The sequence below is a fragment of the Chitinolyticbacter albus genome (assembly GCF_024437655.1).
Lineage (GTDB): Bacteria > Pseudomonadota > Gammaproteobacteria > Burkholderiales > Chitinibacteraceae > Chitinolyticbacter > Chitinolyticbacter albus.
The window spans coordinates 1-15,132 of the sequence record NZ_JANBVF010000002.1 but is presented as its reverse complement, the minus strand read 5'-3'; the positions used below and the strand labels follow the sequence as shown (position 1 = coordinate 15,132).

12 protein-coding genes are annotated in these 15,132 nt (G+C 64.6%); 6 read left to right on the top strand and 6 right to left on the bottom strand.

The genetic code is table 11. The features are described from left to right. Positions 1-3 precede the first annotated feature (3 nt). On the bottom strand, positions 4-1,611 hold the full coding sequence (locus NLI84_RS01675; RefSeq protein WP_255987744.1) for a tetratricopeptide repeat protein: 1,608 nt from the start codon (positions 1,609-1,611) through the stop codon (positions 4-6). 61 nt (positions 1,612-1,672) lie between these two features. Beyond that, on the bottom strand, positions 1,673-2,365 hold the full coding sequence (locus NLI84_RS01670) for a sensor histidine kinase (protein ID WP_255987743.1): 693 nt from the start codon (positions 2,363-2,365) through the stop codon (positions 1,673-1,675). A gap of 197 nt (positions 2,366-2,562) precedes the next feature. On the opposite strand from NLI84_RS01670, the gene ribBA reads away from it, so the two are divergent. From ribBA to NLI84_RS01645, 5 genes are all read left to right on the top strand, one after another. Further along, the gene (ribBA, locus tag NLI84_RS01665) at positions 2,563-3,657 is read left to right on the top strand and encodes a bifunctional 3,4-dihydroxy-2-butanone-4-phosphate synthase/GTP cyclohydrolase II (protein WP_255987740.1); all 1,095 of its coding nucleotides are present in this window, start codon (positions 2,563-2,565) and stop codon (positions 3,655-3,657) included. A 63-nt stretch (positions 3,658-3,720) separates the two neighbouring features. After that, positions 3,721-4,188, top strand: a complete 468-nt coding sequence (ribH, locus tag NLI84_RS01660) for a 6,7-dimethyl-8-ribityllumazine synthase (protein WP_255987738.1) — start codon at positions 3,721-3,723, stop codon at positions 4,186-4,188. Positions 4,189-4,203: 15 nt separating this feature from the next. Continuing rightward, a complete protein-coding gene (nusB, locus tag NLI84_RS01655; protein ID WP_255987736.1) occupies positions 4,204-4,695 on the top strand; it encodes a transcription antitermination factor NusB in 492 nt (163 codons plus the stop codon). Between the two features lie 3 nt (positions 4,696-4,698). Next, on the top strand, positions 4,699-5,652 hold the full coding sequence (gene thiL / locus NLI84_RS01650) for a thiamine-phosphate kinase (protein WP_255987735.1): 954 nt from the start codon (positions 4,699-4,701) through the stop codon (positions 5,650-5,652). After that, complete coding sequence (locus NLI84_RS01645) at positions 5,649-6,155, top strand: phosphatidylglycerophosphatase A family protein (RefSeq protein ID WP_255987733.1); 507 nt, start codon at positions 5,649-5,651, stop codon at positions 6,153-6,155. The genes thiL and NLI84_RS01645 overlap by 4 nt, the downstream gene beginning before the upstream one ends. A gap of 136 nt (positions 6,156-6,291) precedes the next feature. On the opposite strand, the gene bamC is transcribed toward NLI84_RS01645, so the two are convergent. The 4 genes from bamC to NLI84_RS01625 all read right to left on the bottom strand — a co-directional run bounded on the left by bamC (position 6,292) and on the right by NLI84_RS01625 (position 12,735). Further along, a complete protein-coding gene (bamC, locus tag NLI84_RS01640; protein WP_255987732.1) occupies positions 6,292-7,431 on the bottom strand; it encodes an NlpB/DapX family lipoprotein in 1,140 nt (379 codons plus the stop codon). Positions 7,432-7,458: 27 nt separating this feature from the next. Continuing rightward, complete coding sequence (gene dapA, locus NLI84_RS01635) at positions 7,459-8,334, bottom strand: 4-hydroxy-tetrahydrodipicolinate synthase (protein WP_255987731.1); 876 nt, start codon at positions 8,332-8,334, stop codon at positions 7,459-7,461. A gap of 147 nt (positions 8,335-8,481) precedes the next feature. Beyond that, a complete protein-coding gene (locus tag NLI84_RS01630) occupies positions 8,482-11,592 on the bottom strand; it encodes an efflux RND transporter permease subunit (protein WP_255987730.1) in 3,111 nt (1,036 codons plus the stop codon). Between the two features lie 27 nt (positions 11,593-11,619). After that, complete coding sequence (locus NLI84_RS01625; protein WP_255987729.1) at positions 11,620-12,735, bottom strand: efflux RND transporter periplasmic adaptor subunit; 1,116 nt, start codon at positions 12,733-12,735, stop codon at positions 11,620-11,622. Positions 12,736-13,121: 386 nt separating this feature from the next. Here NLI84_RS01625 and nagE point away from each other — a divergent pair, with 386 nt between their 5' ends. After that, positions 13,122-15,104, top strand: coding sequence for an N-acetylglucosamine-specific PTS transporter subunit IIBC (gene nagE, locus NLI84_RS01620; protein ID WP_255987728.1), 1,983 nt, complete (start codon positions 13,122-13,124; stop codon positions 15,102-15,104). Positions 15,105-15,132 lie beyond the last annotated feature (28 nt).

Below are 15,132 nucleotides of genomic sequence, written 5' to 3'. Positions count from 1 at the left end.
CGACTACCCCGCCAGCAGCGCCAGCGCCTCCATCAGCTGCGCGAAGCGCTTCTCGCCGGGCGAGAGCTGGTTGGCGTGCAGCAGCGCCTGCCGACTTTCGGCGATCAGCTCGCGGTTGGCGCCGTCGCGCTGCAGCAACAGCACGGCCACGTAGGCGAAGTTGAGCAGCACGCGTGCGTTGTTGGGCAGCGCTATCTTGGCGGCGCGCATCGCGTCCAGCGCTTCGACGAGCTTGCCGTCGCGCGCCAGCAGCACGCCGCGGTTCATCAAATCCACCGCTTCGCGCCGGCTGCCTTCGACCAGCACGGCGCCTTCCTGCTGCATGCCCGCGCCATCGAATACGGTCTGCACCTGGGCGATCAGCCCTTTGTTCTCGTGGTTGTTCCTCACCACCTGTTGCAACAGCTTCACTGCGCTGTCCTTGCGGCCGGTGGCGAGCAACAGCTCGGCGGCCTCGATGCTGGCCGCGTCGTCATGCAGTTCGGTGCTGGCTTGCAGCAGCTCGTCCACCTCGGCGGCCAGCGTATTGGCCTGGGCCAGCCGGTGTTCCTGCTTGTAGATCAGCCCTTCGGCCGATTTGGCGCGCAGTTTCACGTCATCGCTGTCGAACTGGCGCTGCACGGCGGTGAGCACCTTGAGTGCTTCGCCGCCGTTGCCGCTGGCGCTGCAGACCTTGGCCAATCCGATATAGGCGTCCGGCGTCTTGAGTATGGAGTGTTCGCCCACCTGGATGCTCTTGCGGAAGGCCTCGTCGGCAGTGGTGAGATCGCCGCGCTTCATCGCGAGCTGGCCCAGGTTTTTCTGTCGTTGTGGCGAGTTGGGCGAGAGCTTGAGCGCGTCTGCCAGCACGGCCTCGGCCGCTTCGTTGTCACCGAGGGCCTGCTGCGCGCGGGCCAACCAGTCGTAGGCTTCGAGATAGGTGCGCTGGGTTTGCACCACCTGCAGCAGGTGGTCGCGTGCGGCCGTGTAGTCGCCCTGCTCGTAGCAGACCCGGCCAAGCCCGGTGCGCGCCCAGGCGAGCTCGCGCAGCGTCAGCACCTGTTCGAACTGCTTGCGCGCGGCATCAAGATCACCGGCGTTCAGCAGCAGCTGGCCCTTGATGCGCTGCAGTTCGGCTGCGTTGGCCGTGTCGGTCTTCAGCTTGCTATCGCACAACGCAATGGCGCGCAGGAACTGCTTGTTGACGATGGCCTGGTCGATCTCGGCGAAGGCTTGCTTCTTGGCGGCGATGCGCTCCAGCCGGTTGAGCAGCAGCTCGGTGGTGATGGGTTTGATCAGGTAGGCATCGGGCTGGTACTCGACGGCGCCCATGATCCAGTCCGAGCTTTTCTCGGCGGTGATCATGATCCAGGTACAGGCCGGGCCGATCAGGTGGCGCAGCTTGGCTTCCTCCAGCACCTGCTGACCATTTTTGCCGCTACCCAGGTTGTAATCGCACAGCACGATATCGAACTTGTTCTCGGCCAGCAGGGCGATGGCTTCCTTGCCGCTGGACGACATCTCGATGTTCTTGGCGCCGCAATCGCGCAACATGTCGCGCAGCATGCTGCGCATACCCTGGAAATCGTCGACGACGAGGCACTGGTATGGGGCGAGGGGATTGGAGCTCATGCGGTCAGGTCGCCTGATGTGGATTCGGGAAAGATGCGCACGCGGAACGCGGCGTATCGATTCAGGGCAGGGTGAGCACGAAACAGCCACCGCCGAATGTGCCGCCGTTTTCCAGCCGCAGCGAGCCGATGTGCTCGCGGTTGCGATGCAGCCGCGCCACCTCGTGCGCGAAGTAAAGACCCAGCCCGGTGCTGCCGCTGAAGAAATCGACTCCGGTGAGGCCGGCGCGGCTGTCGAGCAGCATGGCGGGCGGATAGCCGCGTCCGTTGTCCTCCACCCTGAGTTCCAGAGCGCCGCCCAGCTCGCGGGCCGACAGCCGCACCGTGTCGCGCGTGTAGTTGGCCGCGTTGACGAGCGCATGGCCGATCACCCCGGCGATCAGGTCGACATCGAAATAGCCGGTGAGATCGGCTGACACGTCGATCTGCAGCGCCAGCTGGCGCGTGCTGAACAGCACGCGGTTCTGCACCGCCAGATCGGCGTACAGGTCGGCGATGAGGGTGGGAACCGGATCGAAGGGGTAGAGCGCGTTGCCCAGCTTGTACACGGTGAGCAGGTGCATCAGGTTGTCGTTGATGCGCTTGAGCTCGTACAGCATGTGCGCGTAGTCGGCACGGTCGGCGCCGCTGTGGGGCGGTAGTTCGGCGACCAGCTTTTCCACCATGCCGCCGAGCAGTCCCAGCGAGTTCTTCATGTCGTGCACCGACGACGCCAGGAACAGCGTGATGTCGGCTTGCGGTGTCGCTTCGGTCATCGTGTCTCCCCTGTAGTGCCTTGGGGGTTTGCCCTCACGCCATTGTGGGCGAAGCTGGCAGCAAACCAATGAATATCATGAAACTCGAATATATTGCGGCGGCGGCCGCCGGTAAACCACGGCATAGGGGCTAACACTGCAGCCAAGTGCACTGCAACAAGGTATCCTAGCCATACCTTCGCTCTTTGCCACATGCCATGCCGATTTCAGCCATCCAGGACATCATTGCCGATATCCGTAACGGGAAAATGGTCATCCTCGTCGACGAGGAGGATAGGGAGAACGAGGGCGACATCGTCATTGCCGCCGAATTCGTCACCCCCGAGGCGATCAACTTCATGGCCAAGCATGCGCGCGGCCTGATCTGCCTGACGCTGACTGCGGAGCGTTGCAAGCAGCTTAATCTGCCGCTGATGGTGAACCACAACGGTTCCAGCCACGGCACCAATTTCACCGTATCGATCGAGGCCGCCGAAGGCGTATCCACCGGCATCTCCGCCTACGATCGTGCGCTCACCGTGCAAAAGGCGGTGGCGTTCGACGCCAAGCCTGGCGATATCGTCTCCCCCGGCCATATCTTTCCGCTTCTGGCCCAGCCTGGCGGTGTGCTGGTGCGCGCGGGCCACACCGAAGCCGGTTGCGATCTGGCGCAACTGGCGGGGTTGCAGCCGGCGTCGGTGATCTGCGAAGTGATGAACGACGACGGCACCATGGCGCGGCTGCCCGAACTGCTGGCCTTCGCCGAGCAGCATGGCCTCAAGGTTGGCACCATTTCCGATCTGATCCACTATCGCAGCCAGCACGAATCGCTGATCGAATGCATGGGGCGGCGCACCGTCGACACCTTCGCCGGCGAATTCGAGCTTGCCGTGTTCCGCGACAAGATGAGCGACGCCACCCATCTCGCGCTGGTCAAGGGCCAGCCGCATCCCGACAGCGAAACGCTGGTGCGCGTGCACGAACCGTTGTCGGTCGTGGACTGGCTGGATCTGGGCACCTGCAACCACTCGTGGACCGTGCGGCAGACGCTGACCTCGATCGCCAATGCCGGCTGCGGCGTGATGGTGCTGCTGCATCGCCCCGAAGGCGGCGAGGAGCTGTTGGCGCGCGCGCTCCCCGAGCTCAGGCTGGAGGCCCCGCGCAAATGGGATTTGCGCACCTTCGGCATTGGCGCGCAGATGCTGCGCCACCTGGGCGTGGGCAAGATGCGGGTGCTCTCGCCGGAGCGCCGCATTCCGAGCATGGCCGGCTTCGGCCTCGAAATCACGGGTTTTGCTTCGCCACAGGACTGAGGCAAGCCCCGCTTCAATCGGGTCGGCCCCTGCCAGCCCGCCACTCCATGCAGGATTGAAAACATGAGCTTTACCCCCAATCGCGAGCAGACGCTGCCCGATCTTGACGGTACCGGCTTGCGGGTTGCCATCGTGACCTGCCGTTTCAACGAAGCCGTCTGCGGTGCGCTCAACGCCGCATGCAGCGGCGAGCTGCAACGGCTCGGCGTCACCGAGATCGCGCAATTCCAGGTGCCGGGTGCGCTGGAGGTGCCGCTGGCGCTGCAGGCGCTGGCCCAGACCGGTCGCTTTGACGCGCTGGTGGCGCTCGGTTGCATCATCCGCGGCGAAACCTACCATTTCGAGCTCGTTGCCAACGAATCGGGCGCCGGCGTGACGCGCGTCGGCCTCGACGCCGGCATTCCGATTGCCAATGCCATCCTCACCGTCGAAAACGATGAACAAGCGCTTGCCCGCCAGACCGACAAGGGCGTCGATGCCGCGCGCGTCGCCGTCGAGATGGCGCTCCTTCTGAAACAGATCCGCGCATAAGCGCAAGGCCATACCATGACCGAAGAACAACACATTCCCGTTCCCGCCGAACCCGCCAAGCCCAAGTCCGCCCGCCGCCGCGCGCGCGAGTTCGCAGTGCAGGGCATCTATCAATGGCAGCTGACGGGTGACACCGTCAACGGTATCGAGCGCTACCTGAAGGACAGCACCAGCGCGTTCGGCCGCGCCGACGAGGCCTTGTTCCGCACCATCCTGTACGGCGTGCTGAAGGAGCCGGCGGCGCTGCAATCGGCGCTGGAACCGCATATCGATCGGCCATTCGACGAGGTGAGCCCGGTGGAAGCAGCGGTACTGTTCGCCAGCGCCTTCGAGATTCTGCACACGCCGGAAACGCCGTATCCGGTGATCGTCAACGAAGCGATCGAACTGGCCAAGACTTTCGGCGGTACCGATGGTCACAAGTTCGTCAACGGCGTGCTCGACAAGCTGGCGGGCGAAGTACGCCCGGCCGAGCTGCAGGCGGTGCGTGCCAAGCGCCGCGGCTGACGCGTGAACGAATTCGAGCTGATTGCCCGCTACTTCCAGCGCCCGACCCCGCGCGCCTTGCTCGGGGTCGGCGACGATTGTGCCTTGCTGGCGCCGCGCCCCGGCATGGCGCTGGCGGTGTCAGTCGACATGCTGGTCGAAGGCCGGCATTTCTTTGCCGATGTCGACCCGGAGTCGCTGGGCCACAAGGCACTGGCGGTCAATCTGTCCGATCTGGCCGCCATGGGCGCGCAGCCTGCCTGGTGCACGCTGGCGCTGGCGTTGCCCCGCACCGACGAGGCCTGGCTTGGCGCATTCGCGCGCGGCTTCTACGCGCTGGCGGATGCGGCGGGCATCGAGCTCGTCGGCGGTGATACCACGCGTGGGCCGTTGACGATCTCGATCCAGGTGGCCGGCGAAGTGCCGATCGGCCAGCCGCTGTTGCGCAGCGGCGCTTGCGCTGGCGACGAGATATGGGTGTCGGGCGAGCTCGGTGCTGCCGCTGTCGCGGTGATGGCGCGCAACGGCGAGCTGGTGCTCAATCCAGAGACCTTGCGCCTATGCGGCGAGCGGCTGGACTGGCCAACGCCACGGCTGGCACTGGGGCGGCGCCTGCGTGGGCTTGCCAGCGCCGCGCTCGATCTCTCCGATGGCCTGGTGGGCGATCTGGGCCATATCTGCGCGCGTTCCGCTTGCGCGGCGGTGATAGCCTGGGAGCGGGTGCCGGTGCATCCGGCTCTGGCGGGCTTGCCCGAGGTCGTGCTCCGGCAGGCGGCGCTCGCGGGCGGCGACGACTACGAGCTGTGTTTCACCGCCCCTGTCGCGCACCATGCCCGAGTAGTAGCTCTGGCGCAGGAGCTGGGCTTGCAGCTGTCCTGCATAGGCCGTATCGAGGCGGGCGAGGGCGTGACCGTAGCAGGCGCCAATGGCGACGAAATCGCCTTGAGCCGCACCGGCTTCGATCATTTCGCATCATGACGCATCCTGCTTCCACACTGGTACGCCCGACCTGGCGTTTTCTCACCGCCCACCCCGCGCACTTCATTGCGCTGGGCTTCGGTAGCGGTCTCGCCCGGCATGCGCCGGGCACCTGGGGCACGCTGGTGGCGTTGCCGCTGTATGCCGCGCTGGCCTTGCTGCTGTCTCCCGTGCAGATTGCCTGGCTTTGCCTGCCCGCCTTTGCGCTGGGCTGGTGGGCGGCATCGCGCACGGGGCGCGCGCTGGGCGTGCACGACCATGGCGGCATCGTGGTCGATGAAATCGTGGCGATGTGGCTGGTGCTGTGCACGGCGCCGATGACGCCGGCTGGCTGGGCGCTGGCGTTTGCCGCATTCCGGCTGTTCGATATCGCCAAGCCCTGGCCAATCCGCTGGTTCGATCGCAAGGTCCACGGCGGCTTTGGCGTGATGCTCGACGACGTGATGGCTGCCGCCTACGCGATCGCCAGCTTATGGTTGCTGCTGCGCTGGTTGCCATTGTGACCTGAGCGCCTATTCATGAATGTTCCGGCCCGGCGCTGTCGCGCAAAGATCGTAAACAGGGTCTGAATGCGCAGCGGGGCGCCGAATACAAAACAGGGTGGCCATGGCCACCCTATTTTTGTTGGGGCTGATCCGCTTAGCGCAGTTGAGACTGCAGCGCGGAAAGCAGTTTCCCGCGGTTTTCCGCGTCGACTGCGGCGCCGTCCTTGCCGGCCACGGTGAGCAAGGTGCCGTTGACCTGCTGGGCGAGACGAATCTCGTATTCCGGCAGCGCCTTGTTCTTGGCTTCTTCCTTACTGCCAAAGCCCAGATCGGCCCAGAAGCCGGTCTTCTTTTCCGCTGCGATCTCCGCATCGGCGCGGCGTACGAAATAGACCCCCTTGCTGCGGTCGCGATCGTAGACCACGTAGCCGATGCGATCGAGCGCGAGGCCGACGCGACGCCAGGAACGATCGAAACTGTCGTCGATCGCGAGCGCCGTGTTGTTCTGGGTGAGTGCCGCACGGGCCTTGGCCGCCGCTGCGGGCTTGACCACGGCAGCCGCCTGCTCTTCGGTCATACCCAGACGCTGCAGCATCAGCGACAGCATTTCGGCTTCGAGTTCCGGGTCGGATGGGCGCGGCGTCCAGACGGTCTTGGTCTGCGCATCCGCCGCGCCGACCTGCGCCTCGGTCGAACCATCGCTAAACACTTCTTCCATGCCGCGATGCGAAATGTAGATTTCGGTGGTGCCCGGCTGCATGCCTTGCTCGATCCGGGTGCGGAACTTGTCGAGGAAGCCAGTGGTAATGAACTGGTCGGCGACCTTGCGCAGCAGCTTGGTCACCCAATCCTGCGGCAGGTTGGCGCGGTTTTCCAGCCAGTCGGTTTCCATGATGCCAATGCTGGGATTGTCGGTGGCCAGCAAAAAGCCCTGGTCCAGCCAGAATTCACGGATCTCCGGCCATACCTTGGCCGGATCACCCTGCACCACCAGCCAGCGCTGGCCACCGGCCTGCATCAATTGGGCCTTGGCGTTGTGTGCAGGCTGGGCAGCGGTGTCTTCGCTCGCCTTGGTCTGCGTGACAGGCGCGATGACCGCGGTCTTGCCCGGCAGCGTGTAGCCGCCGGTACTGGCCGGTGCGGTCAGGTCCGGTGGAATTTCCAGGCTGTTCTTGGCAATGTTGTCGCTGCCTGAGCGGTAGTCGACCTTGCGTTGCATCAGGAGGTCGTCCGAGCTGCAAGCAGCGAGAGCGGCGGTCAGCAGGACAAACAGCAGGCGGGGCTTCACGTTCATGGACTGGCTTCGCGTTAGGGGTTGCGGTTACAGCACACCGGCCATTTGCATGGCCTGGCGGACGACGCCATGGGCGTTCTCGGACAAACGGGTCAGCGGCAGGCGGATGCCGGAGCCGATACGGCCCATCTCCTCCAGCGCCCACTTCACCGGGATGGGGTTGGCTTCGACGAACAAGTGCTTGTGCAGGCCTTGCAGGCTGTTGTTGAGTTCACGGGCGCTGGCGACATCGCCCTTGAGTGCGGCCGCGCACATTTGCTGCATGCGGCCCGGTGCGACGTTGGTCGTGACCGAGATCACGCCATGGCCGCCGAGCAGCAGGAAGGCCAGCGCAGAGCCGTCATCGCCGCTGTACAGCAGGAAATCCTTGGGTGCGCGGCGCACCAGATCGGCTGCACGCTCCAGATTGCCGGTGGCATCCTTGATGCCGATGATGCCCGGCAGTGCCGCCAGACGCAGCACGGTGTCGTTGCTCATGTCGGTCACGGTGCGGCCCGGCACGTTGTACAGCAGCGTCGGCAGGCCACCTTGCTCGGCGATCGCCTTGTAGTGCTGGTACAGGCCTTCCTGGGTCGGCTTGTTGTAGTAGGGCACGACCGAGAGACCATAGTCGGCGCCGACGGCCTTGGACCGTTGCGACAGGTGGATCGCTTCGCGGGTGGAGTTGGCGCCGGTGCCGGCGATCACGGGCACGCGGCCGGCGGCCTGCTCGACGACCACGCGGACGATCTCGATGTGTTCCTCGACATCTACGGTCGGCGATTCGCCGGTGGTGCCGACCGCGACGAGGGCTTGCGTGCCTTCCTGGATATGCCAGTCGACCAGTTTGCGCAGACTGGCGAAATCGAGACTGCCGTCGTCAAACATGGGGGTGACAATTGCCACCAGGCTACCTGTCAGCATGGGCCGCTTACCTGTCGGATGGGGTTGAATTCGAAGAGGGGCATTCTAACCGAAGCGACGAGCGCCGGGAAACTTGGTGCCGTGTGGCATTGCCGACAGGCGCCGACGAGGCAGGACGATACACCCAGGCCCGGGCGCCGGGCGACATCACGCATCGTTCTGCGTGAAGCCGGTCTTGCGTTGCAGCCAGTGTCCCAGATCATCGAGCCAGGTGAAAACCACCGGCACCACGATCAGCGTCAAGAGCGTGGAGGTGATCACGCCGCCGATGATGGCGTGCGCCATCGGCGCGCGCTGCTCGGCGCCATCGCCGACGGCAAGCGCCAGCGGCAGCATGCCCATCACCATCGCGGCCGTCGTCATCAGGATGGGGCGCAAACGCTCGCGTCCAGCCTCGGCGATCGCGTCGCTGCGCTCGCGGCCCTCGCGGCGCAAATGATTGACGAAGTCGACCAGCAAGATGGCGTTCTTGGTGACGAGGCCCATCAGCATGATCACGCCGATGATGGAGAAGATGTTGAGCGTGCTGCGCATCAAGAGTAGCGCCAGCAGCACGCCGACCAGCGACAAGGGCAAGGACGTCATGATGGCGAGCGGCTGCAGGAAGTGGCCGAACTGCGAGGCGAGGATCATGTAAATGAAGATCACGCCGAGCGCGAGCGCCGCCACCGCGTAGCCGGCCGATTCGGCCATGTCCTTGGCGTCGCCCTCGGCGACGAAGCGGTAGCCCGGCGGCAGCTTGAAGCCCGCCTGCAGCTGGTCGATCTCGGTCTGGATTTCGCCGGTGGTACGGCCGGCGACGTTGGCGGTGATGTTCACTTCGCGAAAGAGGTTGCGCCGGCTGATCTGCACCGGTGTCGTCGATTCGGTGACGCGCGCCAGCTCGGCCAGCGGCACCATGTTCGGATTGCCGGACGCGTCGCTACTCGGGCTGGCCAGATACAGTGTGCCCAGCATGGCGTTGTCGCTGCGCGCGGCGCGATCGAGTCGCACGTTCACATCGTAATTCTCGCCATCGGGCGCCTGCCAGGTGCTGACGGCGTCGCCCGCGATCAGGGGGCGCAATGCGTCGCCGATCTGTTGGGGTGTCAGACCGAGGCTCGCTGCGCGCTCGCGATCGATGTCGACGTTGAACGCGGGCTGCGGCGCCTTCATGCTCGAATCGATATCGACGAGGCCGTGGATCTTGGCCAGATCGGCGGTAAAGCGCTGCGACAGTCGCGCCAGCTCGTCGAGGTTGGGCCCTTGCAAGGAGATGCGGATCGGCTTGCCTTCCGGGCCGCCGCCGCCAAAAGGCTCCAGCGAGATGATCTCGACGCCGGCCACGCGGTTGATCGCCGTGCGCATCAGCGGCAGCAGCTCGGCCTGGCCGCGCTCCCGCTCCTTCTTGGGCGTGAGAAACACCATCATGGTGCCGTTGTGCTTGCCCTGCGCCTGGCCGGTATTGAGGGTGACATAGGTGCCGCGCACCTCGGGAAACTCGCGCTTGAGCAGGGCCTCGATCTGGCGCGACTTGGCCGCGGTGTAGTCGAGGTTGGAGCCGACCGGGGTCGAGAACGACAGCGACAGCTTGGATAGATCGGCCTTGGGTACGAATTCGCTGCCGATGAAGCGTGCGAGCCCGAACGCGATGACGAGGCTGGCGATGGCAATGGCGATCACCGCGATGCGGTGCGCCAGGCTCCAGCGGATCAGCCGGCTGTAGCGCTCGGCGAGCCAGGTCATGCCGTCCTCCAGCTTGTCGAGCAACTTGCCGAGCGGGCGCTTGCCACCGTGCACGTGCGGGTCGGGCCACACCGACGACAGCATGGGGTCGAGCGTGAACGACACGAACATCGAGATCAGCACCGCCGCACACACGGTGATGCCGAACTGGTGGAAGAACTGCCCGATGATGCCGCCCATGAAGCCTACCGGCAGGAACACGGCGACGATGGTCGAGGTGGTGGCAAGTACGGCAAGACCGATTTCGGCGGTGCCCTCAAGCGCGGCGCGGGTGTGGTTCTTGCCCATGGCGGCGTGGCGCACGATGTTTTCGCGCACCACGATGGCATCGTCGATCAACAGGCCGATGCAGAGCGACAGCGCCATCATCGTCATCACGTTGATCGAAAAGCCCGAGACCGATAGCGCGAAGAAGGTGCCGATCAAGGCCACCGGCAGGGTTAGCCCGGTGATCATCGTTGAGCGCCAGGAGCCGAGGAACAGGAACACGATGGCGACGGTGAGCAATGCCCCCTCGATCAGCGTGGCACGCACGTCGGACAGCGAGGCGCGGATGCCCTCGGCGTTGTCGTACAGTGTGGTCAGCGTGACCCCGGTGGCGGCGAGCTCCTGGTTGAGTTCGGCGGCCACTTCCTGGACGTTGTCGCTGACCGCCACCGTGTTGGCCTTGCTGACCTTCATCAGGTCGAGCGTGATGGCGCGCTTGCCGTTCACCAGCGCCAGCGTTTCGTCCTCGGCCTGCCCATCCTCGACCGTGGCGACGCTATCCAGATAGATCGGCGCGCCGTTGCGCCAGGCCACCACGATGCGGCCGAAATCGGCCGGCGACTTCAGCCGGCCGCGGATCTGGATCACCCGCTCCTGGTTGGTGGTGGTGATGGTGCCGACCGGAATCTCGGTGTTCTGCGCGCGGATCGCGTCCATCACCTCGTTCACGCCGAGCTTGAGCGCGGCAAGCTCAGCCGGGTGCAGGCGGATGTTCACCTGGCGCGCCAGACCACCGATCAGCGCGGCCTGACCTATGCCCTGGATGGTCTCGAAGCGCTTCTTGATCACCTGCTCGGCCAGCGTCGTCATCTCGCGCGGCGTCATCGTGTCGCTCTGGATTGCCAGCGACACGATGGGGGCATCCTCGGGGCTGAAACGCGTGATGACCGGATCCTGGACTTCGTCACGAAAGCCCGGCGTGACGGCGGCGATCTTCTCGCGCACGTTCTGCACCGCGATCTCGGGGTCGACGCTGAGCTCGAATTCGGCAACGACCACCGACAGACCCTGGTAGCTGAACGAATACAGCGTCTTCAGCCCGCTGACGGTGTTCACCGCTTCCTCGATCTTGCGGGTGATGTCGCTTTCCACGATCTCGGGCGAGGCGCCGGGGTAGCTGGTCGCGACCACCACTACCGGAAACTTCACATCCGGGAACTCCTCGACCGGCAGGCGATTGATCGAGAACAGGCCCAGCACCAGCAACGACAACATCATCATCGTTGCGAAGACCGGATTCTGGATACTGATGCGGGTGAACCACATGGGATGGACCTGCGCGGGGTAGGGGGCTTACTGCTTGGGGCTGTCGGCTACGATGGTGACAGCGGTGCCGGGCGGCAGGCGGGCGTTGCTGGCAAGCACCTGCGCGCCGGCGGCGATGCCAGCGGCGATCTCGACCCGGTCGCGCTTGAGATCGCTCGCGCCCAGAGTCACATCGCGGCGGACCAGCTTGCCCTCTTCGATGGCGAGCACGTAGCGCGCTTTGCCATCGGCGTGGACCGCCTGCAGCGGCAGGCTGGGCACGGCACTGCGCGTGTCGAGCACCAGCAGGCCATCGGCGAACAGCCCGCTGCGCAAGGCGCCGTCCGGATTGGGCACGCGCAGGTAGAGGGGAATGGTTTTCGTGGCCTCATCCACCGTGGGATTGATGCGATTGATGCTGCCGGTGAATGCCTGCGTATAGCCCTGCACGTGGAAGTTCACTGTCTGACCCAGCTTGACCTCGGCAATTTGCGCCGAGGGCACGTTGGCGACGAGTTCCAGCTCGGAGAGGTCGACCACCGTGAATAGCGGGCTGTTGATGCCGACATGCTGGCCCGGTTCGATCTGGCGGCTGGCGACGGTGCCGGCAAACGGCGCGCGTACCGTCGCATTGGTGATGGCCTGCTCGGCAAGGCCGAGCTGCGCGAGCGCAGCGCGCTCATCCGCGGCAGCGGCCTGCAGCTCGCTTTGCGTATTGTCGAAGGCATTCTTGGAGATGAAGTTCTGCGCCAGCAGGTCGGCATTGCGGCGCGACAGCTTCTGCTGGTAAGCAAGTTGCTCGCGACTCTTGGCCAGTTGGGCGGCAGATACGGCGCGCTGGCGTTCCAGATCCGCGGTATCGAAGCGGGCCAGCACTTGACCCGTGCGTACCGCGTCGCCAGGGCGCACTTCCACCGCCGCGATGCGGCCATCCACCTGCGCGGTCAGCGTGGTTTGCTGCAGCGCAGCCAGGGTGCCGGTCAGGGGTAGCGCGCGTGCCAGATCGGCGCGGGTCACGCGCGCCACGTCCGCGGTGGCAAGCTCGACGGAGTTGTGCTTGGGTAGTGCCGATGGTTGCGGCGTTTTGCCGTCGGCGAGGCCCAGCCACGCGGCAACGCCCACGGCGAGGATGACGACGGTGATGAGGGCGATACGCGCTTTCATATGAGGGCTCTGCTGGTCGCTGCGCGGCCATTGTACGCAGCGGCTTGGCGTTTTTTGCGAGTGAATAATGCGAAATTGTTACGCAATACGGGTACTCGCCGGGGTTTGCGCTAGCGCAAACTTTGTAAGAAAGCAGGCTGGCATGCTGATGACGTGCCAGCCTGGGTTTGCAGTCCCTAACTGGCCGAAATCGGCTTTTTATCTTAATTGCCTTTTATTTCATCACGCTACCGCAATGCAGCATTATGCTATCTTGCCGCTGACATTGCAGCACCTGGGGGCAGGTGGAATAATCGGCCGAGGTTTACAGGCGTCTGTTTGCCCATTACAACGGCTACAGGGTTCACAAACCTACCCATTATTCAAAAGTCAGACAGGAGGCAACGATGAGTTTGCTGGGCGGTCTTCAAAAGCTGGGGCGGTCGCTACAACTGCCTATTGCGGCGCTCCCCGTGGCGGCGATCATGCTGCGCGTGGGGCAACCGGACATCATGAGTCCGGATACGTTCGGTCAAATCGGGGCCTTTGTTGCCGCGGGTGGCGATGCATTGTTCAGCAACCTCGCGTTGCTGTTCGCCATCGGTGTGGCAGTCGGCTGGGCCAAGGACAATGACGGCGCTGCGGCGCTGGCCGGCGCGGTCGGCTTTTTCGTGTTGACCAAGTGCATGGCCGTGATCGACAAGACGATCAATATGGGCGTGCTCGCCGGTATTCTCTCCGGCCTGCTTGCCGGTGCGCTCTACAACAAGTACCACAACATCAAGTTGCCAGACTGGGCGGCCTTCTTTGGTGGCAAACGCTTTGTGCCCATCATTACCGGTCTGTCCGCACTGGTTCTGGCACTGATCCTTGGTTATGTCTGGCCACCGATCCAGGCTGAAATCAAAGCTGCGGGCAACTGGATCGTCGCACAGGGCGCGTTGGGCGCAGGCGTGTTCGCCACGGTCAACCGTCTGTTGATTCCGACTGGGCTGCACCAAGTGATCAACAGCATCGCCTGGTTCGAGATCGGTGATTTCAGCTATCTGAAGGATGGCGTGCAAACGGTGGCGCATGGCGATCTGCATCGCTACTTCGCTGGCGACAAGAGCGCGGGCATGTTCATGACCGGCTTCTTCCCGGTGATGATGTTCGGCCTGCCTGGCGCCGCACTGGCGATGTACTTCGCCGCACCGGCCCATCGCCGCGCCGCGGTCGGTGGCGTGCTGTTCTCGGTGGCCTTTACCGCCTTCCTCACCGGCGTGACCGAACCGCTTGAATTCCTGTTCATGTTCCTCGCCCCGGTGCTGTACCTGATCCATGCACTGCTCACCGGTCTGTCGGCCTATATCCTGACCGCGCTCGATGCCCACCTGGGCTTCGGCTTCTCGGCAGGCGCGTTCGACATGTTCATCAACTGGGGTCAGCCGGCGTCGAGCAACCAGATCTACGTGGTCATCGTCGGCCTGGTCTGGTTCGTGATCTACTTCGCGCTGTTTTCGTTCTTCATCAAGGCATTCGATCTCAAGACCCCGGGTCGCGAGGAAGATACGCCGGACGCCGTCGGTGGCTCCCAGGTGTCGGACGATATCGACCAGCTGGCCCGCTCCTACGTCGGCGTGATCGGCGGTGCAGCCAACGTGGCGGCTATCGACGCTTGCATTACCCGCCTGCGTCTGACGCTGAACGATGCTGCCAAGGTGAACGAAGCCGAAGCCAAGCGCCTGGGGGCATCGGGCCTGATCAAGCTCAACAGCAAGAACGTGCAGATCATCGTCGGCCCCAAGGCTGAAATGATTGCCGGCGCCATGCGCCGCGCACTGACTGGCGGCGTGCCTGCCCCGGCCGTGATCGAATCGGCTCCGCTGGCTCCGGCGCAGAAGGCTGCCGTGGCCCAGACCGTGGCCGCCCCGGCCCCGCAAGCGGCTGGCGATCTGGTGCTGCTGGCACCGGTCAGTGGCGAAGTGGTGCCGCTGGATCAGGTGCCCGATGCTGCCTTTGCCAGCAAGGCGGTGGGTGATGGCATCGCCATCCGCCCGACCGGCAAGCTGGTGGTGGCCCCGGTGTCGGGGACACTGGTCAAGATCTTCAACAGCAACCACGCCTTCGCTCTCGTCGCCGACAATGGTGCGGAAATCATCGTTCACATCGGCATCGAGACCGTGAAGTTGGGTGGTCAGGGCTTCAAGCGCCTGGCCGAGCAGGGTGCGCGCGTCAATGCGGGCGACCCGGTGCTGGAGCTGGATCTGGACTACCTGTCCGCCCATGCCCAGTCGCTGATCAGCCCGGTGGTGGTGAGCAATGTCGACCAGTATGTCGGCGTCGCAAATCCGGCAAGCGGCCAGGTCCAGGCCGGCCACACCCCGCTCTACACGCTCAAGGGCAAGTAAAGCGGCCGGCTTGCCGGGGAGCCCCGGC

Excerpts from the sequence above, each read along its gene's own strand:
- ribBA (WP_255987740.1), top strand. The coding sequence starts at position 2,563 with ATGCCGATTTCAGCCATCCAGGACATCATTGCCGATATCCGTAACGGG.
- NLI84_RS01625 (WP_255987729.1), bottom strand. The coding sequence starts at position 12,735 with ATGAAAGCGCGTATCGCCCTCATCACCGTCGTCATCCTCGCCGTGGGC.
- NLI84_RS01675 (WP_255987744.1), bottom strand. The coding sequence starts at position 1,611 with ATGAGCTCCAATCCCCTCGCCCCATACCAGTGCCTCGTCGTCGACGAT.
- NLI84_RS01645 (WP_255987733.1), top strand. The coding sequence starts at position 5,649 with ATGACGCATCCTGCTTCCACACTGGTACGCCCGACCTGGCGTTTTCTC.
- ribH (WP_255987738.1), top strand. The coding sequence starts at position 3,721 with ATGAGCTTTACCCCCAATCGCGAGCAGACGCTGCCCGATCTTGACGGT.
- nagE (WP_255987728.1), top strand. The coding sequence starts at position 13,122 with ATGAGTTTGCTGGGCGGTCTTCAAAAGCTGGGGCGGTCGCTACAACTG.
- NLI84_RS01670 (WP_255987743.1), bottom strand. The coding sequence starts at position 2,365 with ATGACCGAAGCGACACCGCAAGCCGACATCACGCTGTTCCTGGCGTCG.
- bamC (WP_255987732.1), bottom strand. The coding sequence starts at position 7,431 with ATGAACGTGAAGCCCCGCCTGCTGTTTGTCCTGCTGACCGCCGCTCTC.
- NLI84_RS01630 (WP_255987730.1), bottom strand. The coding sequence starts at position 11,592 with ATGTGGTTCACCCGCATCAGTATCCAGAATCCGGTCTTCGCAACGATG.
- nusB (WP_255987736.1), top strand. The coding sequence starts at position 4,204 with ATGACCGAAGAACAACACATTCCCGTTCCCGCCGAACCCGCCAAGCCC.
- dapA (WP_255987731.1), bottom strand. The coding sequence starts at position 8,334 with ATGCTGACAGGTAGCCTGGTGGCAATTGTCACCCCCATGTTTGACGAC.